Genomic DNA, 25,468 nt, shown 5'->3' with positions numbered 1-25,468 from the left:
GGCCGACGGAGCCTAGGCGCGCGGGCGCAGCAGGGGGACACCGCCGGTCGCCGGCAGAGCCTCCGGCTCGGGGGCCGCGAGCCGGGCGGCGCGGCGCAGACGGAGGTGGAAGGCGAGTCCGATGGCGGCCGCCGCGATCCCGGAGGCGGCGCCGACCAGCATCGCCTGGCGCGGACCGTAGGCGTTCGCGACCCAGCCGATCAGCGGTGCGCCGATCGGGGTGCCGCCGACGAAGATGGCCATGTAGAGCGCCATGACCCGGCCCCGCATCTCGGGGGCGGTCGAGAGCTGCACGTAGCCGTTGGCCGAGGTCATCAGCGTCTGCGCCGCGATGCCGACGAAGGGGAGCAGGATCGCGAACGCCCAGACCGTCGGCATGACGCCGGCCAGCGCGAGCGCGACGCCGAACGCTGCGGAGGCGCCGACGATGAGCCGGAGCCTCGGGCGTTCGCGGCGTGCCGAGAGGAGCGCCCCCAGCACCGAGCCGACGGCGATGGCGGAGGAGAGGAGGCCGAACTCGCTCGCCCCCATGTCGAACTCGACCGTCGCCATCGTCGAGGCGAAGATCGGGAAGTTCAGGCCGAAGGTGCCGATCAGGAACACGATCGCGAGCACCACGAGGATGTCCGGCCGCTTCGACACGTAGCGGAACCCGTCCAGCAGCGCACCCGGGCCGCGGGTGGCGCGCGGGGCGTTGCGGAGCTGGTCGCGGTGGAGTGCGCGCAGCGAGAGCAGGACGGCGAGGAAGCTCGCGGCGTTGAGGAGGAAGACCCAGCCGGAGCCGACCGCGGCGATCAGCACGCCCGCGAGGGCCGGTCCGATCATCCGCGCCGAGTTGAAGGAGGCCGAGTTCAGCGAGACGGCGTTGGTGAGGTCGCGCTCCTCGACCAGCGCCGAGACGAACGTCTGGCGCACGGGCGCGTCGATCGCCGCGGCGAAGCCGAGCAGCAGGGCGAAGAGGTAGACCATCCAGAGCTGGACGACCCCGGTCACGACGATGAGTCCCAGGCCGAGCCCGAGCGCGCCCATCGCGCCCTGGGTGGCCATCAGGAGCTTCCGCCGGTCGAAGCGGTCGGCGATGAAGCCGGAGAAGGGGACCATCACGAGCTGCGGTCCGAACTGCAGTGCCATGGTCACGCCGAGCGCCGTCGCGTCGTGGTCGGTCAGGTCGTTGATCACGATCCAGTCCTGGGCCGTCCGCTGCATCCAGGTGCCGACGTTCGAGACCATCGCGCCCGCGAACCAGATGCGGTAGTTCGGCACGGCGAGGGAGCGGAACATCGCGCTCATCGGTCGGCCACCGCGCGCAGGACCGCCGCCGCGTCGTGGAGCAGGCGCAGGTCCTCGGGAGGGAGCTCCTCGAGGCGCGCCACGAGCCACGCGTCGCGGCTGCGGCGCACGTCGAGCACCAGTGCGGTGCCGGCCCCGGTGGGGCGGATGCGGGTGACGCGGCCGTCGGCGGGGTCGGCCAGGCGCTCCGCGAGTCCTTCGTCGACCAGGCAGCCGACCGTGCGGGTCATCGAGGGCGGGCGGACCCGCTCCGCCTCGGCCAGCTCGCCGAGGGTCTTCGCGCCCTCGCGGTGCAGGAGCGCGAGCACGCTGAACTGCGGATCGCTGAGCTCGTGCTGGGCCTTCTCCTGCCGGAGCCGCCGTCCGAGCCGGCCGACCGCTGCCCGCACCTCGCCCGCGAGGGAGGTCAGCGGGAGATCGGTCTGCGGGGTGTCGGTCGGAGGGGTCTCGGTCTGCAGGGTCTCGGTCGATGGCACATAGTTAGCCTAACAAAAGAACGGCCGCTCAGGCGGAGGTCCGCGCGGTCCGCACCGCCCCGATGCTCGCGGCGACCACGAGCGCGATCCCGACGGCCTCGACGGCGCTGAGGCGCTGGCCGAGCACGAGGAAGCCCGAGAGCGCGGCCGCCCCGGGGGAGAGCGACATCAGGATCGAGAAGGTCGAGGAGCGCAGGCGCCGCAGCGCCAGCAGCTCCAGCGCGTAGGGCACCGCGGAGGAGAGCACCGCCACGGCGAGCCCGAGGAGCAGCACCGGCGGCACCACCAGGGCGGGCCCGGCGGAGGCGAGGCCGAACGGCAGCGACACGATCGCGCCGGCCGCCAGCGCCAGCGCGAGCCCGTCGATCCCCTGGAACCGCCCGCCGGTGCGGCCGGCGAAGACGATGTACGCGGCCCAGAGCACTGCGGCTCCCAGCGCGAAGCCGACGCCGACCGGGTCCAGCGCCGAGAACCCGCCCTGCGACAGGGTCACCACCCCGGCCAGCGCGAGCACCGCCCAGACCAGGCTCAGCACGCTCCTCCCGGCGATCACCGAGAGCGTCAGCGGCCCGAGCACCTCGAGGGTGACGGCGGCGCCCTGCGGGATCCGGGCGATGGCCTCGTAGTAGCAGGCGTTCATCCCGCCGAGGGCGAGACCGTAGGCGGCGACAGTGGCCCAGTCGCTCCGGCTGTGGCCGCGCAGCCGCGGACGGCAGACCAGGAGCAGCACGACGGCTGAGAACACCAGCCGGAGCGTGACGGTGCCGATCGGCCCCGCGGCGGGGAAGAGCAGCACGGCGAAGGACGCGCCCAGCTGCACGCTCGCGACAGACCCGAGCACCAGGCCGATCGAGCCCGCGCTCGCTGGGCGCCGCTCCGGAGCGGCCGCTGCGCTCAGCTGGAGCGCCGCTGCGTCTGGACGGGCGGGACGTTGTAGCCGAGCAGGCCGACGCCGGTCGCGTCCCAGCGCAGCGTGGTCAGCGAGACGTTGTCGACCACCGGGAAGGTGTGCCGGTACGTCTCGGGGTTGATGCCGAGGTAGGCGCACAGCAGGAGGCGGATGAGCGTGCCGTGCGCGACGACGAGCACGCGGCCGTCCGGGTGCTCGCGGTGGATGCGGGCGAGCGAGGTGTTCGCGCGGGCGACGGCGTCGAGGCCGGACTCGCCGCCGGGCATCGGCTGGATGGCCGGCGCCGCGACCCACGCGTGGTACTCGTCCGGGAAGCGCTTCTCCATCTCGTCGGTGGTCAGCCCCTCACCGCGGCCGAAGTCGACCTCGACCAGCGCCGGGTCGGGCTGCAGCTCGAGGTGGGCCGCCCGCGCGGCGGGCACGGCGGTGCGCACGGCCCGGACCAGGGTGGAGGAGTACACCGCCTCGAGGTCGGCGTCGACGGCCCAGGCGGCCAGAGTCGCCGCCTGGTCCTGGCCCCGGGGGGTCAGCGCGATGTCGGAGGAGCCCGCGAAGCGGTTCTCGGAGTGCCAGACAGTCTCTCCGTGCCGGGCGAGGATCAGGGTCGTCACCCCCTGAGCCTACCGACCGCGCGGGCCCGCGGGCCCCGCGCTCAGGCGGCGGGGACGCCGTAGTGCGCGTCGACCATCACCGGGAGGTGGTCCGAGACGCCCTGGGGCAGCGTGGAGACCCGCTCGATCCGCACGGAGTCGCTGATCGCGAAGTCGAAGTGGCCGCTGAAGTAGCGGTAGCGCGCGTAGGTGGGGGAGTCGCTCCGCGAGACCAGGTAGCCGTTCCGGGTCATCCGGCGGTCGAGTCCGCGGAAGAACCACGGGTAGTTGTAGTCGCCGACCATCAGGGAGGGGGTGTCCGGCGCGTACTCGCGCAGCCGGTTCAGCGCCTCGTCGATCTGCTTGCGGCGCAGGGCGTTGCCGGCCGAGAGCGGGGCGGCGTGGAAGGAGGAGACGGCGATCGATCCGCCGTCGCGGTCGTCGAGGCGGACGGCCAGCAGGCGCTCGTGAGCGGGGGACATCACGCGGTCGTGCATGGACTTGCTGAGCTCGAACGCGGCGCTGCCGGAGAGTTCGAAGCGGTCCTGCGAGTAGTAGACGGCCAGGCCCAGGCGGTTGCGGGCCGTGACGGACGCGAGCCGGAGCGAGCCCACCTCCTGCGGCAGCTTCGTGGTGTCGCACTCCTGCAGGCACAGCACGTCGATGTCGTGGCGGGCGGCGAGGGGGGCGATCTCGGCGTGCGCTCGGTGCTCCCGGAGGTTGTAGGAGATCACGCGGAGGGCGCGTTCGGTCGGCTGCATTTCGCCAGTGTAGGGCGCGCCGACCGAGCGCCGGCCGACCCTCCGGCGAACACGGAGGGACCTCCTCGGAACGCGGTCGGAACGTTCGCCGACCGGCCGGGGAGGTCCCTCGCGGAGCCGTGTCAGTGCTGCTCGGTGCCCGAGGCGTCGGTCTCGGCGTCGGTGCCGTGGACGCCGTCGGTGGGGCCCCAGTCGGGCAGCGGGGGGTTCTGCTCCTCGCCGTCGGCGCCGACGCCGTCGGCCAGGGGGGAGGCCGCGCCGCCGACCTCGTCGAGGCCCGCGGAGGTGCCGGTCTCGGTGGCGGGGTCGGGCGTGCGCGCGCCGTCGGTCGTGTCGGTGCCGTCGGTCGTGTCGGTGGGGGTGGGCTCGATGTCGTAGTCGGAGCTGCTCATGTCCCGACGCTACGACTCCACCGCCCGCGGGGGCACCCCCTTGCGCTCCCGCGAACGACGGAGGCCCCCCGCACCGGGAAGGTGCGAGGGGCCTCCGAAGGGGGAGTGCTCAGCGTCCGTAGGCGGAGGCGGCGGGGCAGTCGAACGGGTCGCCGCCGGCCGACAGGCCGACCTTGTTGAGGTAGCGGACGACGATCGCGTACGACTCCATCAACGAGGTCTCGGTGTAGGGGATCTGGTGGGTGGTGCAGTACTCCTTGGCGATGACCTGCGCACGGCGCAGCGCCGGGCGGGGCATGTTCGGGAAGAGGTGGTGCTCCACCTGGTAGTTGAGGCCGCCCATGTAGAGGTCGGTGAACCAGGTGCTGCGGATGCTGCGCGAGGTGAGGACCTGGCGGCGGAGGAAGTCGACGCGCGCCTCCTTCGGCAGCAGCGGCATGCCCTTGTGGTTCGGCGCGAACGAGGCGCCCATGTAGAGGCCGAAGACGCCCAGCTGCACGCCGACGAAGGCGAACGCCATGCCGAGGGGGAGGGCCCAGAAGACGACGGCGAGGTAGAGGCCGACGCGGGTGACGAGCATGGTGATCTCGACCCAGCGCTTGTCGACCTTGCCCTTGCCGAACACGGTGCGGAAGCCGTGCAGGTGCAGGTTGAGGCCCTCGAGCAGCAGGAGCGGGAAGAACGCGTAGCCCTGGCGGCGGGTGAGCCAGGCGTAGAGGCCGCGCGAGCGGGCCGCGTCCTCGGCGGTGAAGGAGACGACGTCGCGCTCGATGTCCGGGTCCTTGCCCAGCACGTTCGGGTTCGCGTGGTGGCGGCTGTGCTTGGTCATCCACCAGGAGTAGCTGATGCCGACGAAGAGGTTCGCGAGGGTGCGGCCGGCGACGTCGTTGGCCTTGCCGGACTCGAACACCTGGCGGTGCGAGGCCTCATGGGCGAGGAAGGCGAACTGCGTCAGCACGATGCCGAGGGCGGCGGCGAGCAGGAGCTGGAACCAGGAGTCGCCCAGCAGGACGAAGCCGGTGACGATGCCGCCGAGCGCGAGGACCAGCGCGCCGAACATCGTGTAGTAGAAGCCGGTGCGGCGGCGGAGGAGCCCCGCGTCGCGGACCGTGCTGAGGAGACCGGAGTACTCGGTCGTCGGGTTGACGCGGCCGTCGGCGCGGGGGCGGGTGCGGACGACGCGGGGGGCGCGTCCGGTGACGGACGTGGTGGTGGGGGTGCTCATCGGCGCCTCGCTCTTCGTGGTGACCGTCGGCGTCGACGGTCTCTCGGTGAGCGATCCCGACGGGGGCGGTCCGCTCATGGTTCACCGCGTCGGTAGGGGCCGGACGCGGCATCAGGGCGACCGGGGTCAAGGGCAACCTGGTGTGAACACTACGGGGACGGCGGCGGCACCGCACCATGGCGATTGCCAGCCTTCGCTCCGCGCGTGTCGGGAAGGGGAGTGCGCCTCCGGCGGGACCGCCGGAGGCGCACGGGCTCAGGAGCCGATCGAGTCCTGCGGGCGGCCGGACTTGAGCGCGGCGAGGCGCGCCTCCACCTCGGTCATCTCACCGAGATCCTCGAGCGACTCGAACTGCGCGTCCAGGCTCGAGGAGGCGAGCTCCTCCGCGCCGCGGACGCGCGCCTCCTCGCGGCGGATCTTCTGCTCGAAACGGCTCACCTCGCTCGTCGGGTCCATCAGGTCGATGCTCTTCACGGCGTCCTGGACCTGGCTCTGCGCCTCGACGGTCTTCGAGCGCGCGATCAGCTCGTCGCGCTTGCTCGAGAGCTGCTGCAGCTTCTCGCGCATCTGGTTCAGGCCCGACTTGAGCTTGTCGACGACCTCGGTCTGCGAGGCGATGGTCGGCTCGGCGTCCTTCGCCTCCTTCTCGGACTGGATCTGGCGCTGCAGAGCGACCTTGGCCAGCGCGTCGAACTTGTCGGCGTCGCCGGCGCTCCCGCCGGTGCGCAGCTCGTCGGCCTTGCGGCTCGCGGCGAGGGCCTTGCCGCCCCACTCCTGGGCGTTCTGCACGTCCTCGCGGTAGTCGTCCTCGAGCAGGCGCAGGTTGCCGATCGTGGTGGCGATCGCCGCCTCGGCGTCGCGGATGCTGTCGGTGTAGTCGCGGACCATCTGGTCGAGCATCTTCTGCGGATCCTCGGCCTGGTCGAGGAGCGCGTTGATGTTGGCCTTCGCGAGCTGCGCGATGCGGCCGAAGATCGACTGTCTCTGAGCCATGGGTGTCTCTCCTTGCGTCGTGGGTGGTGCCGGATGTCGGAGGTGGTGCCGGAGTCGTGGGGGAGGTGGTGGTCGTCGGTCCTGCGCGGATGCCCGGGGGCGCTCAGAAGCGCCCGCCGCCGCCGCGGCGTCCGCCGCCGCCGCTGCTGCGCCCGCCGCCGAAGCCGCCGCCGCCGGAGCGCCGGGACGAGCCGCCTCCGCCGAAGCCGCCGCTGAACCCGCCTCCGCCGAAGCCGCCCGAGCGGTAGCCGCTGCGGCGTCCGCCTCCCAGGAGCGACTCGACCAGGATCCCGCCGAGGAACGCGCCGGTCGTGTCGCCACCGTAGGGGCTGCCGACGGCGTTCGGGGCGGAGTAGGAGCCGGCGTCGGCCCGCGCCCGCTCGAGCGCCTGCTGGGCGAGCTGCGAAGCGCGCTGGGCGGAGGCGAGAGCCTCGCGGGGGTCGGTGGCGGCGATGCGCTCGGCGTACTCGGCCGAGCGGGCGGCCTCGGCGACGCGGGTGCGCGCCTCCGAGCCGACCGCGCCGCGGCGGGCCGCGATGAAGTCCTCGGCGGCCGAGACGCGGCTGCGGGCGGAGGTGAGCTCGGCGCCGAGGGCGGCCCGCTCGCGCTCGCGCTGGGCCTGCGCGTCGCGGAACCCGCCGACGGCGGCGTCGATCGTGGCGTCGGCGGCGGTGAGCGCCTCGAGCAGGGCGAGCGGGTCGTTCGGCCGCACGGAGAGGGCGCGCTCGACGTCGTCGATGGCGGCCTCGGTCGAGGCGACCGCCGCGGCGACGTTCTGCGCCTGGGCCGCGGACTCCGCGTCCTGGGAGGCGGCGAGCGCTCGTCCCTGCGCCACGTCGGCGCGGATCTCGGCGATGCGGCCGGCGAGCGACGCCTCCGCCTTCTGCAGCTCGTCACCGCGCGTGGCCACCGCGTCGACGAGCCCGGAGGCCTGCTCGGCGGCCTGCTGCCCGGCGCGCAGCAGCACGGCGGCGCGGCCGGAGTCGCCGGCCTGCAGCGCCTTCTGGGCGCCGGCGAGCTGGTCGCGGGTGAAGCGGAGTCGGTCCTCGGCCTGGTCGGCGTCGTCGCCCACGTCGTCGATCGCGGTCGGTGCGTAGCGGGAGGCGAGCTCGGCGAGGCGGGCGCGGGCCGACGGGAGGCGGTCGCCGACCTCGGCGGCGCGGGCCGAGAGCGCGGCGGCGACCTGCGGCGCGTTCTTCTCGAGGTCGCGCAGCTCCTCGAACGCACTCGCTCGCTCGTCGAGCGTCTGCTCGGCGTCGGCGCAGAGCTGGAGGATGCGCTGGTAGCCGTCGCGGCGCTCCTGATCGGTCTCCGGCTCGGCGTCGTCGAGACGCTGCTGCAGGCTGAAGGCCTCGCCGAGCAGGCGCTTCGCGGTGACGAGCGCCTCGCGGAACGCGCCGGCCGCGTCGGCGCCGAACTGCGCCTCCGCGAAGCCGACCTCCTGCTCGCTGGTGCGGACGGCGTCGTCGGCGTGGACGAGGGCCGACCCGGCACGGGTGGCGAGCTCGTCGATCGAGGCCTCCACCGCCTCCTGGGCGCGGCGCTTCCGCGCGCGGCGGACGAGCAGCAGCACCACGAGGCCGATGACGACGAGGGCCGCGAGCACGCCGAGCGCGATCAGCAGCCCCGAGCCGAGGGACTCGCCGGCGCTGGGCGCGTCGAGGCGCTGCCCGATCCCGTCGGCGGCGGCCACCGCGGCTCCGGCCCAGTCGCCGTCGGCGAGCCTCGGCTCGATGTCGTCGGACTGGAGCGAGGAGACCTGCGCGTCGTCGAGGGCGAAGCCCTGCGCGACCGACACCTGGTACTGACGGGCGTCGACCGCGACGGCCAGGAGGACGTCGTCGGTGCCCAGTCCGTTGCGGGTCGCGGTCTCGTCCGCCCACGCGGCGCGGTCGGACGGATCCGTGAAGGAGTCGACGAAGGCGACGAACAGCTGCACGCGGTGCTGGTCGTAGAGGGCCCGCGAGGCCTGCTCGATCTCGGCGGTCTCTCCGGAGCTCAGCACCCCGACCGAGTCGAGGACGGTGGAGGAGGAGAAGGAGACGGGCGATTCGGCCGTCGCCGCGGTCGCGGGGACCAGCGCGAGGACCGCGGCGATCAGGAGGGCCGCGAGCGCCGGCAGCAGCCGGGAGCTCACGGTGTGGTGGGGTCTCGCCGGCATCGCGCACACTCCTTCGTCGTCGCCTCCCGAGTGTAGACAGCCCCGGTGTCCGAGCAGGGGTCGGGAGGCGGCAGGCCGTCGACCGCGTGCCCGGGGCGCGGGGGATGGGAGAACGCCGGGAGGAGGAATGACCGTGCTCCGCTCGCGGTTGCTGCCCGGAGTGCGCCGCAGGTGCACGTGCCTCCCCCCTCAGGGCAGCCCCCTGAGACAGCTCCGTAGAAAGGCGATCCCGTGGATCCGTTCTCCCCCCTCACCGCCGGCGACCTCGACCTCCCCAACCGCATCGTCCTGGCACCGATGACGCGACTGCGCTCCGACGAGCAGGGCGTGCCCGGCGCGATCGTCGCCGAGTACTACGCCCAGCGCGCGAGCATGGGCCTGCTGATCAGCGAGGGCGTCTTCCCCAGCGCCGAGTCCAAGGGCTACGCCGGGCAGCCCGGCATCGAGACCGACGCGCAGGCCGCGGGCTGGCGCGCCGTCGCCGACGCCGTGCACGCCGCGGGCGGGCGTATCGTCATGCAGCTGATGAACGCGGGCCGCGTCTCGCACACCGAGATCACCGGCACCGACCGCATCGTCGCCCCGAGCGCCGTCGCCATCGACGGAGAGGTGCACACCCCCTCCGGCAAGAAGCCCTTCCCGGTGCCGCACGCGCTGACCACCGAGGAGCTGGCGACCGTCCGCGACGAGTTCGTCGCCGCCGCCCGCCGCGCGATCGACGCCGGCTTCGACGGAGTCGAGGTGCACGGCGCCAACGGCTACCTGCTGCACGAGTTCCTCTCGCCCGTCTCCAACGTGCGCACCGACCAGTACGGCGGGACCCCGGCCGAGCGCGCCGCGTTCCCGCTCGAGGTCACCCGCGCGATCGTCGACGAGGTCGGAGCGGGCCGCGTCGGCATCCGCCTCTCGCCGGCCCACAACATCCAGGACGTCGTCGAGACCGACGGCGACGACGTGCGCGCCACCTACGAGGCCGTCGTCGACGGGCTCGCCCCGCTCGGCCTGGCCTACCTCAGCGTCCTGCACGCCGAGCCCGCCGGCGAGCTGGTCCAGGACCTCCGCTCGCGCTTCGACGGCGTCTTCATCGCCAACAGCGGCTTCGGCTCGCCGACCAGCCGCGAGGAGGCGACCGAGCTGATCAGCGAGGGCCACGCCGACGCCGTGGCCGTCGGCCGCCCGGCGATCGCCAACCCCGACCTGGTCGAGCGCTGGCAGGGCGGGCACCCCGAGAACGAGGTCGTCCAGGAGACGGTCTACGGCGGAGGAGCCGAGGGCTACACCGACTACGAGCCCCTCTCGGCGTAGTCGCGACTCACGCGGAAGGCCCGCTCCCTCGAGGGGGAGCGGGCCTTCCGCGTACCGGGGGGATCAGCTCTCGCTGCCCCGGCTCTTCAGCTCGGACTCGATGCGGGCGTCCTGCTCGGGCGAGAGCTCGTGGTCCTCGTCCTCCGGGTCGGCCGTCTCGCCGACGCGGCCCTCGCCGAGGGCGTGGATCGAGGTGATCTCGTCCTCGAGCGCGGCGTCGCGGTCGTGCTCGCTCACGAGCCGGTCTCGATCTCCCCGGCGGAGACGGCCTCGGCGTACTTGCGGAGGTCCGGGCCGGGCTCGAAGTCGATGAAGCGGTCCTTGAGGCGCGCGTTCAGCTCCGCGAACACGTCCTCCCAGGGCTCGCCCTTCTTGCTCGTCGCGAGGTCGAGCACCGCCTCGCGGAGGACCCTGTCCGAGTCCTCGAGGATCTTGTCGCGGGCTTCGTCGTTCCAGCGGATGTCCTGTGCGTCCATGCTCCGACCGTAGGCGCGGGGCCGGGGCGCCCCAAGGACTTGCGGGCGGGGGGCGGGAGGCGTAGGAGCCCCCGCCGCTCCGCGCTCAGGAGAGCGCCGGCAGCACCTCGCGCTCGAACAGCTCGATGCCGGACCGGTCGTAGGCGGCGTCCGGGAAGTAGAGGATGCCGTAGTCCATCCCGCGCGACTGCATGCCGGCGAGCCGGTCGACGATCTGCGAGGGAGTGCCGACCGCGAGCGCGTCGGGGCTGCGGTACTCGGCGACGAAGGACGCCGCTCCCTCCGCGCCGAGGTACGGGACCACGCGCTCCTCGAGACGCTGCAGCGCCGCCTCGACCTCCGCCTCCGTCTCGCCGATCACGACGTTGTAGTTCGAGCTCCGGGTGATCGCCGAGAAGTCGGTGCCCAGGCGCTCGCAGTGCCCGCGGAGGACCGAGCTCTTGTGGTCGAACGCCTCCGGGGTCCCGGCGAAGTTCGTGTACTGCGCGTACTGGGCCGCGATCCGCAGCGTGACCTTCTCGCCGCCGCCGGCGACCCACAGCGGGATGCCGCCCTCCTGCAGGGGCAGCGGCCGGTTCTGCGCGCCGTCCACCTGGTAGTAGCGGCCGTCGAGGGTCGCGGACCCGGTCGTCCAGGCCTGCTGCAGGATCTGCACGCCCTCGTCGAGCCGGCCCAGCCGCTCGGCGATCGGCGGGAAGCCGTAGCCGTACGCGCGCCACTCGTGCTCGTACCAGCCGCCGCCGATGCCCATCTCGACCCGCCCGCCCGAGACGATGTCGACGGTCGTCGCGACCTTGGCGAGGTAGGCGGGGTTCCGGTAGCCCATGCAGGTGCACATCTGGCCCAGCCGCACGCGCGACGTGGTGGCGCCGAACGCGCTCATCAGCGACCACGCCTCGTGCGTCGCCTCCTCCGTCACCTGCGGGACGGTGTGGAAGTGGTCGTAGACCCAGATCGACTCCCAGGCGCCGTCGTCGGCGTGCCGGGCGAGGTCGCTCATGGTGCGCCACTGGTCGGCGGCCGGGACGCCGACGAGGTCGTGGCGCCAGCCCTGGGGGATGAAGAGTCCGAATCGCATGCCGCCGACCCTAGGGCGGCCCGGCCACCGAGGTCGAGGGGGTCGCGGTGCTCGCGTACGCTTCCGACCGATGCTGACCTTCACAGAGGATCTCGGACTCCCCGTCCTCGCGCTGATGATCCTCGCCGCCTTCGCGGCCGGCTGGATCGACGCGGTCGTGGGCGGCGGCGGACTCCTCCAGCTCCCCGCCCTGCTCCTCGTGCCGGGGATCTCGCCCGTGCAGGCGCTCGCCACGAACAAGCTGGCCTCGATCTTCGGCACGACCACCAGCGCGATCACCTACTACCGGCGCGCGAAGCCCGATCTGCGCACCACACTGCCGATGGCGGCAGTCGCCCTCGCGGGCAGCTACGGAGGCGCGACGCTCGCCGGCCTCCTCCCGGCCGCGGTGTTCAAGCCGATCATCGTCGTCGCGCTGATCGTGGTCGCCGTCGTGACGATCGCCCGCCCGGCACTGGGCAGCGTCACGGTGCTCAAGCACGCGGGCCGGCGCCACCTCGTCACCGCGGCCGTGCTGGGACTCCTGATCGGCTTCTACGACGGCCTGATCGGACCGGGCACCGGCACCTTCCTGATCATCGCCCTGATCACCGCGCTGGGCTACGACTTCCTGCTCGCCAGCGCCAAGGCGAAGATCGTCAACGTCGCGACCAACCTCGGCGCCCTGCTCTACTTCGTGCCGGGCGGGCACGTGATCTGGCTGCTGGGCCTCCTGATGGGCGCCGCCAACGTGGCGGGCGCGTACCTCGGCTCGCGGATGGCCGTCGCTCGTGGCAGCCGCTTCATCCGGGTCGCGTTCCTCGTCGTGGTCGGCGCCCTCATCCTCAAGGTCGGCTCCGACGTCTGGACCGAGAACCTGGCGCCGCTGCTGCGCTAGCGCGGGCTGCGGGACCGAGCCGCGGAACGAGGACGGGACCCCCGCCGCAGCAGAAGGTCCCGTCCTCGTTCCGATCGCTCGGCGCTCCGCTCCGCCGACCTCAGCCGAAGGGGATCGAGCCGACCAGCACGCCGACGGCGAGCATGACCAGCGAGACGACGACCGCTCGCCACAGCACCTTGCGGTGGTGGTCGCCGAGGTTCACCGCGGCGAGGGAGACGAGCAGGAGGATCGCCGGGACCAGCGGGCTCTGGAGGTGCACCGGCTGCCCGGTGATCGAGGCGCGCGCCATCTCGACCGGCGAGATGCCGTAGTTCGCCGCGCTCTCGGAGAGCACGGGGAGGATGCCGTAGTAGAACGCGTCGTTCGACATGAAGAAGGTCATCGGGATGCTGAGCACGCCGGTGATCACGGCGAGGAACGGGCCGAGCGCCGGCGGGATCACCGCGACGACCCACTCCGCCATGGCGTCGACCATGCCGGTGCCGTTGAGGACGCCGATCAGCACGCCGGCCGCCAGCACCATCGACACGACGCCCACGATGCTCGGCGCGTGCTTGACGATCTCGGCCGCCTGGTCCTTCATCTTCGGGAAGTTGATCAGGAGGGCGACCGCGGAGCCGACCATGAACACGTAGGGCAGCGGCAGGATGTCGGCGACCAGCAGCGTCATCACCGCGAGGGTCAGGACCAGGTTCACCCAGATCAGCTTCGGGCGCAGCGTCTCGCGCTCGGGGTCGAGCATCGTGTCGGCCATCGCGGTGTCGGCGTCGTCGGCCTGCACGCGGGCGGCGACGGCCACCTGGGCTCCGCGCAGGGCCTGGGGGCCGCGGAGGAAGGAGAAGCGCTCCCGGGCGACGGTGCGGATGCCCCCGGTCAGGGCCGCGAGGCCGCCGGTGCGGGCGCCGCCCGAGCGGGAGGAGGAGCCGCGGCCGGCGCCGACGAGCTCCTGCTCGAGCATCGGCTCGGCCAGCGCGAGCGAGCCGAGGCGGCGGCGCTCGCCGAGCCCGAGGAACCAGGCGAAGACGAGCGTGACGGCCAGGCCCACCGCGAGCGAGGGGAGCATCGGCACGAAGATCTCGCTCGGCGAGACCTGGAGTGCCGCGGCGGCGCGCACCGTCGGTCCGCCCCAGGGGACGATGTTGAGCGTGCCGTTGGCCAGGCCCGCGACGCAGGTCAGCACGACCGGGTTCATCCCCAGGCGCAGGTAGATCGGGAGCATCGCGGCGGTGGTGACGATGAAGGTGGTCGAGCCGTCGCCGTCGAGCGAGACCGCACCCGCGAGCAGCGCCGTGCCGAGCACGACCTTCGCCGGGTCGTCGCCGAGCGCGCGGACGATGAAGCGGATCAGCGGGTCGAAGAGCCCGACGTCGATCATGATCCCGAAGTACATGATCGCGAACATCAGCAGCGCGGCCGTGGGCGCGAGGCTGCCGATCGCCTCGAGGACCATGTCGCCGATGCCGAGGCCGGCGCCCGCGAAGAGGCCGAAGATCGTCGGCACGACGATCAGGGCGACCATCGGCGTCAGCCGCTTGGTCATGATCAGGGCCATGAAGGCCAGGATCATGGTGAAACCGAGTACTACCAACACAGCTGACTCCTTCGTCCAGTGCCTCCGCCCGCGCTCGGCGGGAGAGCCGGCCGGGAGATGGTGGAAACCCTAGGCAGCCCCGCGTCCGGCGCCGGGGTATCGCTCATTACGGCGACATCTGCGCATAGTGTGGCTTCTGCGCATTCTGCGCACGACGACGGCGAGGAGGCCCCGATGCGCTTCGCGACCCACGTCCTGGTCCTGCAGCTCGCCACGGTGTCGGCCGCCGTGCTGGTCTGCGCGGGGCTCGTCACCGCGCTCAGCGTCCAGCAGCTGCGCGGCGAGGCGGAGGGCACGGCGCTCGCCATCGCCCGCACCGTCGCCGAGGACCCCGACGTGCGCGACGCGGTCGCCGCGTCCTCCGCCGTGCCCGGCGCGCCCGCCGCCTCGGAGCTGCGCGGCGGACCGCTCGAGGACGTCGCCGCCGCCGTCGAGCAGCGCACCGGCGCGCTCTTCGTCGTGATCACCGACGACCAGGGCATCCGCCTCGCCCACCCCGACGAGGACCGCCTCGGCGAGCGGGTCTCGACCAGCCCCGACGAGGCGCTCGCCGGGCGCGAGAGCGTCTCGTGGGGCACCGGCACGCTCGGCGAGTCGGCACGGGCCAAGGTCCCGGTCTTCGCCGCGGGGGAGCAGCGGGTCGTCGGCGAGGTCAGCATCGGCTTCGCGCGCTCCAGCGTCTTCACCGACCTGCCGACCGCGCTGCTCGGCGTCCTCGCCGCGGCGCTCGCCGGGCTGGTGCTCGCCGCCGTCGCCTCCGTCTTCATCCGCCGCCGCCTGCTGCGCCTGACGCTCGGCCTCGCCCCGGAGGAGCTCACCTCGCTCGTGCAGGACCAGGCCGCCGTGCTCGACGGAGTCGACGAGGGCGTGCTCGCGCTCGACCGCGACGGGCGCGTCGGCGTCTGCAATGCGCGGGCCGCCGCGATCCTCGGCTCCGACGACCCGACCGGGCGGGCGCTGCACGGGCGGCCGCTCGCGGAGCTCGACCTGCCCGTTCCGCTGGCCGACGCGATCGGGGCCGCGCTGCACTCCGTCGAACCGCCCCGTCCCGGAGGCGAGGAGGGCTTCGTCGTCCGCTCCCGCATCGTCTACGTCGACATCCGCCGGGTGACCCGCGGCGACCGCGACCTGGGCGTGGTGGTGGTGCTGCGCGACCGCACCGACCTCGCCGCGCTGAGCCGGCGCCTCGACGCGGTCGGCGCGATGACCAACGCGCTCCGGGTGCAGCGGCACGAGTTCGCCAACCGCCTGCACGTGGTCGCCGGCCTGCTGGATGCGGGGCGGACCGCGTCGGCTCGCGACTACCTCGACGAGGTGCTGACCCGCGGCCCGCTCAAGTACCCGGTGCAGCACGCCGACCGGCTGCAGGAGCCGTACCTCCAGGCGCTCGTCGGCGCGAAGGGGATCGAGGCGGCCGAGCGCGGCGTGCTGCTGACGCTCGGTGAGGAGACGCTGGTGCGCGGCACCGTCGTCGAGCCGGAGGACGTCGCCACGGTGGTCGGGAACCTGGTCGACAACGCGGTGCGCGCGGCGGTCGAGGGGCGGCGCGACGTGCGCTTCGTCGAGGTCGAGCTGCTCGACGACGGCGACGCTCTCTTCGTGACGGTCGCCGACTCCGGCGACGGAGTGCTCGATCCGGACTCGCTGTTCGACCGGGCCGGCGCGGGCGACCCCGTCGAGGACGACGGCCGCGTGCACGGCCGGGGCTTCGGCCTGCCGCTGTGCCGTGAGGTGGCCGCCCGGCGCGGCGGCGAGGTCTGGCTGGCGGACCCCGGCGGAGCGGAGTCGGGGGCCGTGCTGTGCGCGCGCCTCCCCGGAGCGGTGCTGCCGCCGGAGCAGGACGGGGACGGGTCATGAGCGCGGACACGGCGCGGGAGCGCACGGTGCTGGTGGTGGACGACGACTTCCGGGTCGCGCAGCTGCACGCGGACCTGGTCGAGGCGCGGCAGGGGCTGACGGCCCTTCCTCCGGTGCACGCGGCGCGCGCGGCGCGGGCGGCCGTCGCCGAGCACGCGCCCGATCTGCTGCTGCTCGACGTGCACCTGCCGGATCAGAGCGGGATCGCGCTGCTCCGCGAGCTCGACACCGACGCGTTCGTCGTGAGCGCCGCCTCCGACGGGGCGACGGTGCGGCGCGCCCTGCACGCGGGAGCGCTCGGGTACCTCATCAAGCCGTTCGAGGCGCGCCTGCTCGGCGAGCGCCTCGACGCGTACGTGCGGTTCCGGAACGTGCTGCGGGAGGACCGCGCGGCCGATCAGGAGGCGGTGGAGCGGGCGCTGCGCATCCTGCACTCGGGCGACGCGACCGCCGCGCAGCCCTCGCGCTCGGCGACCGAGCAGCTCGTCCTGGCGCGCCTGGCCGAGTCGGGCGCCGAGCTGTCGGCTCTCGAGGTGGCCGAGCGCGCCGGCATCTCGCGCGCCACCGCCCAGCGCTACCTCTCGGGTCTCGCGGGCCGCGGCCTCGTCGAGATGACCCTCAGCTACGGCACCACCGGCCGCCCGGAGCACCGCTACCGCGCCCGCTGACCCTCCGCGAGCGGAGTCCGCGCTCGAGCCGGCGGGGCGTTCTCGGCGGTCAAGACCCGCTCTCGGGGACCTGAGCGCCTAGGGGAGCTGACTGCGGAGCACCGGCGTGCGGTGCTCGGTCGAGCCGAACGGGGGATCCGCGTGTCAGCGGATCCTCCTAGGCGGTCGGGACCCGCTCTCGGGAACCCGACCGCCCGTGGGAGCCGACTGCGGTGCGCCGCCCTGCGGCGCACGAGACGGCCCGTCGAACGAGCGATCCGCGTGTCAGCGGATCGTTCTAGGCGGTCGGGACCCGCTCTCGGGAAACCGACCGCCTAGGAGAGCCGACTGCGGTGCGCCGCCTCGCGGCGCACGAGACGACTCAGTGCGTCGCGTCGACGTCCGCGCCCGCGGCCTCGGCCACGCGGCGGCGCTCGGCGGCCTCGGCGGCCATGCGGCGGCCCTTGGGGCTGACGAGGGAGGCGATCACCGTGATCACGAGGACGCCGATGATGACCGAGAGCGACAGTCCGGTGCCGATCTCGAAGACCTCCACGTGCTCGCCGTTGTTGATGAACGGCAGGTTGTTCTCGTGGAGCGCGTGCAGGATCAGCTTCACGCCGATGAAGGCGAGGATCGCGGCGAGGCCGATGCTGAGGTAGACGAGGCGGTCGAGCAGGCCGTCGATGAGGAAGTACAGCTGGCGCAGGCCCAGCAGCGAGAACGCGGTCGCCGTGAAGACGAGGTACACGTCGCTGGTGAGGCCGAAGATCGCCGGCACGCTGTCGAGGGCGAACAGGATGTCCGTTCCGCCGATCGCCGCCATGACGAGGATCATCGGCGTGAGGACCTTCTTGCCGTCGATGTGCGTGTAGAACTTGTCGCCGTCGTACTGGTCGCTCGTCTTGAAGATCCGCTTGGCCAGGCGCACCATCACGTTGTCGCTGGAGTGGTCGTCGCCCGGCTTGACCAGGTTGAACGCGGTCAGCAGCAGGATCAGGCCGAAGATGTAGAAGACCCAGGCGAACGAGTTGATCAGTGCGGCGCCGAGGAAGATGAAGCCGGTGCGGGCGATCAGCGCGAAGACGATGCCGAAGAGGAGCACCTTCTGCTGGTCGGCGCGGGGCACCTTGAAGCTCGCCATGATGATGAGGAAGACGAACAGGTTGTCGACCGAGAGGGCCTTCTCGGTGATGTACCCCGCGAAGTACTCCGATCCGGGCGTCGCTCCGCCGAAGACGAGGACGCCGAGCCCGAAGAGCACGGCGATGCCGACGTAGAGCGCCGACCAGATAGACGACTCCTTCAGCGTGGGCTCGTGGGCCTTCCGGACGTGGAAGAAGAAGTCGAAGAGCAGGAGCAGGACGATGAAGACGATCGTCAGGGTCCAGATCAGGGGCGATACGGTCATGAAGGGGCTGGCCTCGCTCGTGAAGGGGGGTCGGGGGACGGTCGCGGGGGTCGCTCGTCAAGGGAAAAGGTAGCGAGGCACCGTAGCGAGCAGGGTGCCCGCCGATGGATCGTGAGTATCTTCTCAGTTCTCCGCGCGTCCCTCGCGCCCAGCGGCCGGAGCGCCACACTGGTCACCATGACCGGCGCCGCTGTCGACAGGACCTTCCAGGACGCCTCCGGCGTCGTCATCCACTACCGCTGGTGGCCGCACCCCTCGCCCCGCGCGATCGTGCAGCTGGCCCACGGGGTCGGCGAGCACTCGGGGCGCTACGTCGAGCTGGCGGAGGCGCTGGTCGCCGCCGGGTACGCGGTCGCGGCGGACGACCACCGCGGGCACGGCCGGACCGGCCTCGAGCAGCACGGCGGCGACTCCTCCCGGCTCGGACTGCTGGGGCCGGGCGGCCTGCGCGCGACCGAGGCGGCGCTCCTCCGGCTGACGGAGCTGCTCGCGGAGGAGAGCCCGGGAGTGCCGATCGTGCTGCTCGGCCACTCCTGGGGGTCGCTCATGGCGCAGCGGATCGTCGACCACCACTCCGGCGCCTACGCCGCGCTCGTGCTGAGCGGCACGGCCTACCGCCTCCCCGGGCACATGAACGCGGGCGACCTGGCGAAGCGGCACCGCGTCGCCGGCGGTCTCGGCCTCGAGTGGCTCTCCCGCGACCCGGAGGTCTGGCAGCGGTTCCACGACGACCCCCTCACCTTCACCACGCCGCTCGCGAAGCGGATCGGGCTGGTCGAGACCCTGCGGCTGGTCGGCCGCCCGAAGCGCGGGCCCGAGCATCCACTGCCCCTGCTGCTGGTCGTGGGCGCCGACGACACCCTCGGCGGCGAGCGGTCGGTGCGCGCGCTCGCCCAGGCCTACCGGCGGCGGGCCGGGTACACGGACGTCTCGGTGCGGGTGTACCCGGAGGCGCGGCACGAGCTGTTCCAGGAGCTCAACCGGGCCGAGGTCACGGCAGATCTCGTGGAGTGGCTGGGCGAGCGCTTCCCCGCCCCGGCTCGCGCCTAGGCTGGCGTCATGCATGGCGAGTACAAGGTCCCCGGCGGAAAGCTCGTGGTCGTCGACCTCGACGTGGTCGACGGGAGGTTCGCCGGGTTCCGCCTGGCGGGCGACTTCTTCCTCGAGCCCGACACGGCCCTCGACGACATCGACCGCGCGGTCGTGGGCCTCCCGGCCGAGACGGACGCGAAGTCCATCGCCGCCGCCATCCGGCAGGCGCTCCCGGCCGACGCGGTCCTGCTCGGCTTCACGCCCGAGGCCGTCGCGGTCGCGATCCGCCGCTCGCTGCAGAAGGCGACCAGCTGGCGCGACTACGACTGGCGCATCGTGCACGACCGGGCCGTCCCTCCCGCGACCCACCTGGCGCTCGACGAGGTGCTGACCGCCGCGGTCGGCGAGGGCCGCCGGGAGCCGACGCTGCGGATCTGGGAGTGGGACCAGCCCGCCGTCGTCATCGGCAGCTTCCAGTCGCTCCGCAACGAGGTCGACCTCGACAACGCGGCGAAGTACGGCGTCGACGTGGTCCGCCGCATCTCGGGCGGCGGCGCGATGTTCATGGAGGCGGGCAGCGTCGTCACGTACTCGCTCTACGTCCCCGGCGACCTCGTCCAGGGGCTGACCTTCGCCGACTCCTACGCCTTCCTCGACGAGTGGGCCGTCAGCGCGCTGCAGTCGCTCGGGATCGACGCGGTCTACCAGCCGCTCAACGACATCACCTCGCCCTCGGGCAAGATCGGCGGCGCCGCGCAGAAGCGCCTGGGCTCCGGCGCCGTCCTCCATCACGTGACCATGAGCTACGACATCGACGCCGAGAAGATGGTGCAGGTGCTGCGGATCGGCCGCGAGAAGCTCTCGGACAAGGGCATCGCCTCCGCCGTGAAGCGCGTCGACCCGCTGCGCAGCCAGACCGGGCTCAGCCGCGCCGAGATCATCGAGCGGATGAAGGCGACCTTCGTGCAGCTGCACGGCGGCGAGGCGGGGACGCTGACCGAGGAGGAGTACGCGGCGGCGGAGGAGCTGGTGCGGACGAAGTACTCGACTCCGGAGTGGCTGCGGCGCGTCCCCTGACCGGCGGGTCCGGGGCGGCGGTGGCCGGCGTGTGGACCCGGAGCGGAACGCGGCGGACGGGTCCGGCGGGCGCCCCTCAGCTCGCGAGGAGCTCCTGGTAGTCCGGGTGCTCGGCGATGAACTCGGCGACGAACGGGCAGGCCGGGACGATGCGCCCGCCGAAGCGCTCGTGCGCGTCGTCGAGGGCCGCCTCGACGAGGGTCTCGCCGAGGCCCTCGTGACGGTGCTCGGGCGCGATCTCGGTGTGGAGGAAGACCACGTCGCGGCCGCGGACGGCGTAGTCCGCGACTCCGACGGTCTCGCCGTCGAGCCAGAGCGTGTAGCGGGACGAGGCCTCGTCGTGGCGCACCTCGGAGATCATCGCGCCACTCTACGCCGGAGCCTCCCGGCACCCGTCGAGCGCGGGCGCGAGGCGCGGAGCGTGTCGCCGGGCTCGCGCGCACTGGCACAATTGCCGGGTGCCCAGGACGATCCAGATCGCGGACGGCGTCCCGGAGTCGCGGAGCGCGGTGTTCCACGCCGACAACCTCGAGGTCCTGCCGCAGCTGGCCGACGGGGCCTTCACCGTCGTCTACCTCGACCCGCCGTTCAACACGGGCCGGGCGCAGGTGCGCACCTCGACCACCTCGGTGCGCTCCACCACCGGCACGATCGCCGGCTTCAAGGGGCGCAGCTACGAGCGGATCCGCGGCGACCTGCTCCGCTACGACGACCGCTTCGACGACTACTGGTCGTTCCTCGAGCCGCGTCTGGCCGAGGCGTGGCGGCTCCTCGCCGACGACGGCACCCTCTACCTCCACCTCGACTATCGCGAGGCGCACTACGCGAAGGTGCTGCTCGACGCGCTCTTCGGCCGCGAGTGCTTCCTCAACGAGATCATCTGGGCCTACGACTACGGAGCGAAGGCCACGCGCCGCTGGCCGACCAAGCACGACACGATCCTCGTCTACGTGAAGGACCCGCGCGGCTACCACTTCGACTCCGCCGCCGTGGACCGCGAGCCGTACATGGCCCCGGGCCTGGTGACCCCCGAGAAGGCCGAGCGCGGCAAGCGGCCGACCGACGTGTGGTGGCACACGATCGTCTCGCCGACAGGCCGCGAGAAGACCGGGTACCCGACGCAGAAGCCGGAGGGGATCCTCCGCCGCATCGTGCAGGCGTCCAGCCGCGAGGGCGACGCCGTCCTCGACTTCTTCGCCGGCTCCGGCACGACCGGCGCCGTCGCGCACGCTCTCGGCCGCCGCTTCGTCCTCGTCGACGAGCACGCCGACGCGGTCGCCGTCATGCGCCGCCGCTTCGCCGCCCTCGACCCGGCGCCGCTCTTCCTCTGACGCGGGCCCTCTCGACTCCTCAGACGTCGCCGTCCTCGCTCGCCACCCCCGCGACTCCTGCGCACCGGCCGGCTCCCACTGTCCAGGAGTCGTCGCAGTCGAGTTCGGTCGCTCCCACTGTCCAGAAGGTGTCGCACTCGACATCGATCGCTCCGACTGTCCAGGAGTTGTCGCACTCGACGCCGACTGCGACAACTCCTGGACAGTCGTGGTGGGAGGCGCGCCTCCCCAGGTGCGGGATCAGGGGTTCGTCCACAGAATGCGGATCGCGGGAGTCGGACGAGGATCACGGACCGCCAGAATCGCGGCATGTCCAGCACCGACCTCGGAGCCTTCACCCGGCGAGCGGCACTCCGCGCAGGGGTGACGGACGCCCGACTGCGCACTCCCGCCCTGGCCAGCCCCTTCCACGGAGTGCGCACCCGGGTGGCGCCCGTCACGCACCTGGAACGAGCCGCCGCCTATCTGCCGCGGCTGCGGCCCTGGCAGCTCTTCTCCCACCTGACCGCGGCCGAAGCCTGGGGAGTGCCGCTCCCGGCGCGACCTGGCGAGGACGATCCGATCCACGTGGCGGCGACGACGCCGCACCGGCCCCCCAGGACCCGGGGTGTGATCGGCCACACCCTCACGGAGACGGACAGGGTCGAGCGGCACGGCCTGCCGGTGACGGGAGCGGTGTCGACGTGGATCGCGCTCGCGCCACTGCTGTCCGCCCGCGATCTCCTCGCGGCGACGGACCACCTCCTGTTCGAGCCGCGCTACCCGCGCCGGGACGATCCGCGTCCCCATGTCCGGCTTCACGAGCTGCAGGACCGCCTGGCCTCCCATCGGGGCCGGGGCCGACGCGGCCTGGCTGAGGCTCTGCGGCTGGCATCGACCGGAGCCGCCTCGCGGAGGGAGACCTGGCTCCGCGCTCTCGTCGAGGAGGCGGGACTGCCCGCGCCCGACGTGAACGCCGAGATCAGGATCGGCGGCCGACTGCTCGCGGTCGGCGATCTGGTCTTCGAACGGTGGAAGGTGGTGGCGGAGTACGACGGCGGCCAGCACCGGACGGACGACGCGCAGTTCTCACGCGATCGTGAACGGCTCCTGGCCCTGCACCTCGCGGGCTGGATCGTCGTGGTCGTCCGCGCGGAGGGTCTGATTCGGGGCAGGGCGCGCACGATCGCCGAGCTCCGTGCCGCTCTCGTGGCCCACGGCTGGCGACCGTGACGCACCCCGTCGACGGATCGACCCGCTCGTCCATCCCCGCCCCGCCGCCCGCGTCCGCCCCACCGTCCGGATCCACCCGCCGGTCCGCATCCGATCGAGCACGCAGAGCCCTCCGACTACGCAGAAGTAGTCGCACTCGGCGTCGACTGCGACGACTCCTGGACAGTCGCGGGCCGGCGTCAGCTGCTGGCGCGGACGACCAGCGACGTCGGCATCAGCGTGCGGTGCTCCACGGGGAGCCCCTCGATGCGGGCGGTCAGCAGCTCCACCATGCGGGCGCCGAGCTCGTCGGGGAGCTGGCGAACGGTGGTCAGCGCGGGGACGGCGTTCCGCGCGAAGAGATCGTCGTCGAAGCCCACGACGGACACGTCCTCGGGGATCCGGCGGCCGGCCTCGCGGAGGGCGGCGTAGGCGCCGACCGCCATCTGGTCGTTCGCGGCGAAGACGCCGTCCAGGTCGGGGTCGCGGGCGAGGAGGCGGCGCATCGCCTCGGTGCCGCTGGCCGGCGAGAAGTCTCCCCACTCGACGAGGTCGTCGGCGAGGCCGGCGTCGGTGAGTGCTCCGCGCCAGCCGATCAGGCGGTCGACGCCCGGCGGCATGTCGGCGGGGCCCGCGATGGTGGCGATCCGGCGCCGGCCGCGCTCGATCAGGTGCGCGGTGGCGACGGCCGCCCCCTCCGTGTTGTCCACGTCGACGAAGTAGGAGCCGCGCTCGTCCGGCGAGAGCGGCCGGCCGCCGAAGACGATCGGCAGCGTGCCCGAGAGCGCCGCGTAGGAGTGGTCGCCGGAGTGGTGCGAGACCACGAGCGCGCCGTCGACATTGCCGCCGAGCAGGTACCGCCGCGTCTTCTCGCCGTCCGTCTCGGACGCGATCAGCATCGAGAGCGTGTAGTCCGTGTCGGCCAGGCGCATCGCGGCGCCCTGCACGATCGAGGCGAAGAACGGGTCCGCGAAGACGCGCGCGGTCGACTCCGGCACGATCAGCGCGATCGACTGCGTGCGCCGCGAGGCGAGCATCCGCGCCGCGTGATTGGGCACGTAGTCGAGCTCGCCGATCGCCTTCTCGACGGCGGCCACGATCTCGGCCGCCACCTGCGGGGCGCCGTTGACCACCCGCGAGACCGTCGCGCGCGAGACTCCGGCCCGCGCCGCGACCATCTCGAGGGTGGGGGAGCGGCCCCCGCCGCGGACGCCCGTCGGCTCGCTCACGGGTCAGTCCAGGATCGCCGCGGCGCTGCCGCCGAGCAGTCGGGAGTAGACCAGGCCCGAGTCCTTCACGATCCGCTCCTGCGTGCCGTAGTCGACGCGCACGACGCCGAAGCGCTTCTCGTAGCCCCAGGCCCACTCGTAGTTGTCGAGGAGGGACCACACGAAGTAGCCGCGGACGTCGGCGCCCTGGTCGATCGCGTCGGCGACCTTCTCGACGTGGTCGAGCACGTACTGCGTGCGGTCCGCGTCGTGCACGCGGCCGTCCTCGACGACGTCGTCGTAGGCGGCGCCGTTCTCGGTCACGTAGAGCGGAGGGAGGTTCTCGTACTCCAGGCCCAGGCGGGTCAGTAGGTAGCGCAGCCCGTCGGGGTTCACCTCCCAGTCCATCGCGGTGCGCGGCAGCCCGCGCGACGGGAAGGTGATGAACTCGGAGCCGACCCAGGGGGAGCCGACCTCGCGGTCGGTCGCCTGGGCGAAGTCGTCGGCTCCGGCCGGCAGCGGATGCGCAGAGACGTTGTCGTCGTGGTAGTGGTTCACGCCGAGGAAGTCGAGCGGGAGCGAGATGAGATCGAGGTCGCCGTCGACGATCAGCTCGTCGAGCCCGAGCCCGGCGACGTCCTCGAGCAGGTCCTCGGGGTACTCGCCGCGCAGCAGCGGGTCGAGGAAGATCCGGTTCTGGAGGGCGTCGAAGCGGCGTGCGGCGTCGAGGTCGGCCTCGTCCTCGGGGTCGTCGGGGACGGCGTTCGAGAGGTTGAGCGTGATGCCCAGGTTCTGCGCTCCGAGCTGCCGGAGCGTCGAGACGGCCAGCCCGTGGGCGAGGTGCGTGTGGTGCACGGCGGCGAGGGCCTTCTGCTGCGAGATCACGCCGGGGGCGTGCACGCCCGCGCCGTAGGAGAGCAGGGTCGAGCAGAACGGCTCGTTGAACGTCGTCCAGTGCTGCACCCGGTCGCCGAGGCTCTCGTAGACGGCCTCGGCGTAGTCCCGGAAGCGCTCGGCGGTGTCGCGGTTCGCCCAGCCGCCGGTCTCCTCGACGGCCTGCGGGAGGTCCCAGTGGTAGAGGGTCAGCCACGGCAGCACGCCGGCGCCGAGCAGCTCGTCGACCAGGCGGGAGTAGAAGTCGAGGCCCTCGGGGTTCACGGCGCGGTCGCCCGGCTTCACGCGCGCCCAGCTGACCGAGAAGCGGTAGGAGCCGAGCCCCAGCTCCTTCATCAGCCGCACGTCCGCGGGCATCCGGTGGTAGTGGTCCACCGCGACCTCGGGGGTGTCGCCCTTCGCGACCGCTCCGGGGACGCGGGAGAAGGCGTCCCAGATGCTGTCCTCCTTGCCGCCCTCGTGGCCGGCGCCCTCGATCTGGGCGGCGGCGGTCGCGGATCCCCAGAGGAAGCCGGCGGGCCAGTCGCGGACGGCGAGCCGGTCGACGCGGGCGATCTGCTCCGAGAGGCTCGGGGTCGCGGGGGAGGGGGCCCTGGGGGGAGATGATGACCGAGCGGCCCTCGGCCACGGGAGCCTTGGGGGTCTTCAGGGGCTCGCTGCCGCGGACCGAGCCCGAGCGCTCGACGGGGATC

At 72.9% G+C, this 25,468-nt stretch carries 25 protein-coding genes; 8 read left to right on the top strand and 17 right to left on the bottom strand.

The window, feature by feature from the left end; translation table 11 throughout:
- Positions 1 to 12: 12 nt before the first annotated feature.
- The 9 genes from C5C53_RS06550 to C5C53_RS06510 form a co-directional block, all read right to left on the bottom strand.
- A complete protein-coding gene (locus C5C53_RS06550) occupies positions 13 to 1,290 on the bottom strand; it encodes an MFS transporter (RefSeq protein ID WP_104267128.1) in 1,278 nt (425 codons plus the stop codon).
- Positions 1,287 to 1,766 carry a MarR family winged helix-turn-helix transcriptional regulator gene (locus tag C5C53_RS06545; protein ID WP_258062951.1) on the bottom strand — a complete coding sequence of 160 codons (480 nt, stop codon included), beginning with the start codon at positions 1,764 to 1,766 and terminating at the stop codon, positions 1,287 to 1,289. Before C5C53_RS06545 ends, C5C53_RS06550 begins: the two co-directional genes overlap by 4 nt.
- Before the next feature lie 28 nt (positions 1,767 to 1,794).
- Positions 1,795 to 2,607, bottom strand: a complete 813-nt coding sequence (locus tag C5C53_RS06540; protein ID WP_244229480.1) for a DMT family transporter — start codon at positions 2,605 to 2,607, stop codon at positions 1,795 to 1,797.
- A 53-nt stretch (positions 2,608 to 2,660) separates the two neighbouring features.
- A complete protein-coding gene (locus C5C53_RS06535; RefSeq protein WP_104223854.1) occupies positions 2,661 to 3,287 on the bottom strand; it encodes a histidine phosphatase family protein in 627 nt (208 codons plus the stop codon).
- A gap of 41 nt (positions 3,288 to 3,328) precedes the next feature.
- On the bottom strand, positions 3,329 to 4,027 hold the full coding sequence (locus C5C53_RS06530; RefSeq protein WP_104223855.1) for an endonuclease/exonuclease/phosphatase family protein: 699 nt from the start codon (positions 4,025 to 4,027) through the stop codon (positions 3,329 to 3,331).
- A 122-nt stretch (positions 4,028 to 4,149) separates the two neighbouring features.
- Positions 4,150 to 4,419: a hypothetical protein gene (locus C5C53_RS06525; protein WP_104226203.1), complete on the bottom strand. Its 270-nt coding sequence runs from the start codon at positions 4,417 to 4,419 to the stop codon at positions 4,150 to 4,152.
- A gap of 109 nt (positions 4,420 to 4,528) precedes the next feature.
- A complete protein-coding gene (locus C5C53_RS06520; protein ID WP_181127730.1) occupies positions 4,529 to 5,644 on the bottom strand; it encodes an acyl-CoA desaturase in 1,116 nt (371 codons plus the stop codon).
- A 255-nt stretch (positions 5,645 to 5,899) separates the two neighbouring features.
- Positions 5,900 to 6,637 carry a PspA/IM30 family protein gene (locus C5C53_RS06515; RefSeq protein ID WP_104223858.1) on the bottom strand — a complete coding sequence of 246 codons (738 nt, stop codon included), beginning with the start codon at positions 6,635 to 6,637 and terminating at the stop codon, positions 5,900 to 5,902.
- 103 nt (positions 6,638 to 6,740) lie between these two features.
- Complete coding sequence (locus tag C5C53_RS06510; RefSeq protein WP_104267126.1) at positions 6,741 to 8,798, bottom strand: TPM domain-containing protein; 2,058 nt, start codon at positions 8,796 to 8,798, stop codon at positions 6,741 to 6,743.
- 231 nt (positions 8,799 to 9,029) lie between these two features.
- Between C5C53_RS06510 and C5C53_RS06505 the strand changes: the two genes are divergently transcribed.
- Positions 9,030 to 10,103 (top strand): alkene reductase, encoded by a 1,074-nt coding sequence (locus C5C53_RS06505; RefSeq protein ID WP_104223860.1) that lies wholly within the window; start codon positions 9,030 to 9,032, stop codon positions 10,101 to 10,103.
- A 63-nt stretch (positions 10,104 to 10,166) separates the two neighbouring features.
- Here the strand turns inward: C5C53_RS06505 and C5C53_RS17065 are convergent, their stop codons facing one another.
- The 3 genes from C5C53_RS17065 to C5C53_RS06495 form a co-directional block, all read right to left on the bottom strand.
- A complete protein-coding gene (locus C5C53_RS17065; RefSeq protein WP_181068063.1) occupies positions 10,167 to 10,340 on the bottom strand; it encodes a hypothetical protein in 174 nt (57 codons plus the stop codon).
- Positions 10,337 to 10,579 carry a hypothetical protein gene (locus C5C53_RS06500; RefSeq protein ID WP_068251275.1) on the bottom strand — a complete coding sequence of 81 codons (243 nt, stop codon included), beginning with the start codon at positions 10,577 to 10,579 and terminating at the stop codon, positions 10,337 to 10,339. Before C5C53_RS06500 ends, C5C53_RS17065 begins: the two co-directional genes overlap by 4 nt.
- Before the next feature lie 85 nt (positions 10,580 to 10,664).
- The gene (locus tag C5C53_RS06495) at positions 10,665 to 11,657 is read right to left on the bottom strand and encodes an LLM class F420-dependent oxidoreductase (protein WP_104223861.1); all 993 of its coding nucleotides are present in this window, start codon (positions 11,655 to 11,657) and stop codon (positions 10,665 to 10,667) included.
- Positions 11,658 to 11,727: 70 nt separating this feature from the next.
- On the opposite strand from C5C53_RS06495, the gene C5C53_RS06490 reads away from it, so the two are divergent.
- Entirely contained in the window at positions 11,728 to 12,534 is an 807-nt protein-coding gene (locus C5C53_RS06490; RefSeq protein WP_104267125.1) for a TSUP family transporter, read from the top strand.
- A gap of 100 nt (positions 12,535 to 12,634) precedes the next feature.
- Here the strand turns inward: C5C53_RS06490 and C5C53_RS06485 are convergent, their stop codons facing one another.
- Complete coding sequence (locus C5C53_RS06485) at positions 12,635 to 14,104, bottom strand: CitMHS family transporter (protein WP_104233156.1); 1,470 nt, start codon at positions 14,102 to 14,104, stop codon at positions 12,635 to 12,637.
- A 198-nt stretch (positions 14,105 to 14,302) separates the two neighbouring features.
- Here C5C53_RS06485 and C5C53_RS06480 point away from each other — a divergent pair, with 198 nt between their 5' ends.
- Both C5C53_RS06480 and C5C53_RS06475 read left to right on the top strand, forming a co-directional pair.
- Positions 14,303 to 15,985 (top strand): sensor histidine kinase, encoded by a 1,683-nt coding sequence (locus C5C53_RS06480; RefSeq protein WP_104267124.1) that lies wholly within the window; start codon positions 14,303 to 14,305, stop codon positions 15,983 to 15,985.
- Positions 15,982 to 16,653: a response regulator gene (locus C5C53_RS06475; RefSeq protein ID WP_104267123.1), complete on the top strand. Its 672-nt coding sequence runs from the start codon at positions 15,982 to 15,984 to the stop codon at positions 16,651 to 16,653. Before C5C53_RS06480 ends, C5C53_RS06475 begins: the two co-directional genes overlap by 4 nt.
- 361 nt (positions 16,654 to 17,014) lie before the next feature.
- On the opposite strand, the gene C5C53_RS06470 is transcribed toward C5C53_RS06475, so the two are convergent.
- Positions 17,015 to 18,043, bottom strand: a complete 1,029-nt coding sequence (locus tag C5C53_RS06470; protein ID WP_104223866.1) for a TerC family protein — start codon at positions 18,041 to 18,043, stop codon at positions 17,015 to 17,017.
- Positions 18,044 to 18,220: 177 nt separating this feature from the next.
- On the opposite strand from C5C53_RS06470, the gene C5C53_RS06465 reads away from it, so the two are divergent.
- Entirely contained in the window at positions 18,221 to 19,093 is an 873-nt protein-coding gene (locus C5C53_RS06465) for an alpha/beta fold hydrolase (RefSeq protein WP_104267122.1), read from the top strand.
- Positions 19,094 to 19,102: 9 nt separating this feature from the next.
- Positions 19,103 to 20,152, top strand: a complete 1,050-nt coding sequence (locus C5C53_RS06460; RefSeq protein WP_104225162.1) for a biotin/lipoate A/B protein ligase family protein — start codon at positions 19,103 to 19,105, stop codon at positions 20,150 to 20,152.
- Positions 20,153 to 20,228: 76 nt separating this feature from the next.
- Here C5C53_RS06460 and C5C53_RS06455 read toward each other — a convergent pair whose 3' ends face one another.
- Complete coding sequence (locus C5C53_RS06455) at positions 20,229 to 20,513, bottom strand: GNAT family N-acetyltransferase (RefSeq protein WP_104267121.1); 285 nt, start codon at positions 20,511 to 20,513, stop codon at positions 20,229 to 20,231.
- Positions 20,514 to 20,610: 97 nt separating this feature from the next.
- Here C5C53_RS06455 and C5C53_RS06450 point away from each other — a divergent pair, with 97 nt between their 5' ends.
- Together C5C53_RS06450 and C5C53_RS06445 are read left to right on the top strand one after the other, a co-directional pair.
- Positions 20,611 to 21,483: a site-specific DNA-methyltransferase gene (locus C5C53_RS06450; protein ID WP_104225160.1), complete on the top strand. Its 873-nt coding sequence runs from the start codon at positions 20,611 to 20,613 to the stop codon at positions 21,481 to 21,483.
- A 309-nt stretch (positions 21,484 to 21,792) separates the two neighbouring features.
- The gene (locus C5C53_RS06445) at positions 21,793 to 22,695 is read left to right on the top strand and encodes a hypothetical protein (protein ID WP_104267120.1); all 903 of its coding nucleotides are present in this window, start codon (positions 21,793 to 21,795) and stop codon (positions 22,693 to 22,695) included.
- Between the two features lie 179 nt (positions 22,696 to 22,874).
- Here C5C53_RS06445 and C5C53_RS06440 read toward each other — a convergent pair whose 3' ends face one another.
- Positions 22,875 to 23,852 (bottom strand): LacI family DNA-binding transcriptional regulator, encoded by a 978-nt coding sequence (locus C5C53_RS06440; RefSeq protein ID WP_104225165.1) that lies wholly within the window; start codon positions 23,850 to 23,852, stop codon positions 22,875 to 22,877.
- Positions 23,853 to 23,906: 54 nt separating this feature from the next.
- A complete protein-coding gene (locus C5C53_RS06435) occupies positions 23,907 to 25,331 on the bottom strand; it encodes a GH1 family beta-glucosidase (protein WP_104261776.1) in 1,425 nt (474 codons plus the stop codon).
- Positions 25,332 to 25,468: the final 137 nt, after the last annotated feature.

Source organism: Rathayibacter sp. AY1E3 (assembly GCF_002932235.1).
In the GTDB taxonomy this organism is placed as follows: Bacteria; Actinomycetota; Actinomycetes; order Actinomycetales; family Microbacteriaceae; genus Rathayibacter.
Note: the sequence above shows the minus strand (reverse complement) of the source record. Positions and strands in the feature narration are given on the sequence as shown.

Excerpts from the sequence above, each read along its gene's own strand:
- C5C53_RS06500 (WP_068251275.1), bottom strand. The coding sequence starts at position 10,579 with ATGGACGCACAGGACATCCGCTGGAACGACGAAGCCCGCGACAAGATC.
- C5C53_RS06510 (WP_104267126.1), bottom strand. The coding sequence starts at position 8,798 with ATGCCGGCGAGACCCCACCACACCGTGAGCTCCCGGCTGCTGCCGGCG.
- C5C53_RS06470 (WP_104223866.1), bottom strand. The coding sequence starts at position 18,043 with ATGACCGTATCGCCCCTGATCTGGACCCTGACGATCGTCTTCATCGTC.
- C5C53_RS06460 (WP_104225162.1), top strand. The coding sequence starts at position 19,103 with ATGCATGGCGAGTACAAGGTCCCCGGCGGAAAGCTCGTGGTCGTCGAC.
- C5C53_RS06525 (WP_104226203.1), bottom strand. The coding sequence starts at position 4,419 with ATGAGCAGCTCCGACTACGACATCGAGCCCACCCCCACCGACACGACC.
- C5C53_RS06480 (WP_104267124.1), top strand. The coding sequence starts at position 14,303 with ATGCGCTTCGCGACCCACGTCCTGGTCCTGCAGCTCGCCACGGTGTCG.
- C5C53_RS06485 (WP_104233156.1), bottom strand. The coding sequence starts at position 14,104 with ATGATCCTGGCCTTCATGGCCCTGATCATGACCAAGCGGCTGACGCCG.
- C5C53_RS06475 (WP_104267123.1), top strand. The coding sequence starts at position 15,982 with ATGAGCGCGGACACGGCGCGGGAGCGCACGGTGCTGGTGGTGGACGAC.
- C5C53_RS06495 (WP_104223861.1), bottom strand. The coding sequence starts at position 11,657 with ATGCGATTCGGACTCTTCATCCCCCAGGGCTGGCGCCACGACCTCGTC.
- C5C53_RS06445 (WP_104267120.1), top strand. The coding sequence starts at position 21,793 with ATGTCCAGCACCGACCTCGGAGCCTTCACCCGGCGAGCGGCACTCCGC.
- C5C53_RS06515 (WP_104223858.1), bottom strand. The coding sequence starts at position 6,637 with ATGGCTCAGAGACAGTCGATCTTCGGCCGCATCGCGCAGCTCGCGAAG.
- C5C53_RS06520 (WP_181127730.1), bottom strand. The coding sequence starts at position 5,644 with ATGAGCACCCCCACCACCACGTCCGTCACCGGACGCGCCCCCCGCGTC.
- C5C53_RS06530 (WP_104223855.1), bottom strand. The coding sequence starts at position 4,027 with ATGCAGCCGACCGAACGCGCCCTCCGCGTGATCTCCTACAACCTCCGG.
- C5C53_RS06550 (WP_104267128.1), bottom strand. The coding sequence starts at position 1,290 with ATGAGCGCGATGTTCCGCTCCCTCGCCGTGCCGAACTACCGCATCTGG.
- C5C53_RS06455 (WP_104267121.1), bottom strand. The coding sequence starts at position 20,513 with ATGATCTCCGAGGTGCGCCACGACGAGGCCTCGTCCCGCTACACGCTC.
- C5C53_RS06465 (WP_104267122.1), top strand. The coding sequence starts at position 18,221 with ATGACCGGCGCCGCTGTCGACAGGACCTTCCAGGACGCCTCCGGCGTC.
- C5C53_RS06490 (WP_104267125.1), top strand. The coding sequence starts at position 11,728 with ATGCTGACCTTCACAGAGGATCTCGGACTCCCCGTCCTCGCGCTGATG.
- C5C53_RS06440 (WP_104225165.1), bottom strand. The coding sequence starts at position 23,852 with ATGGTCGCGGCGCGGGCCGGAGTCTCGCGCGCGACGGTCTCGCGGGTG.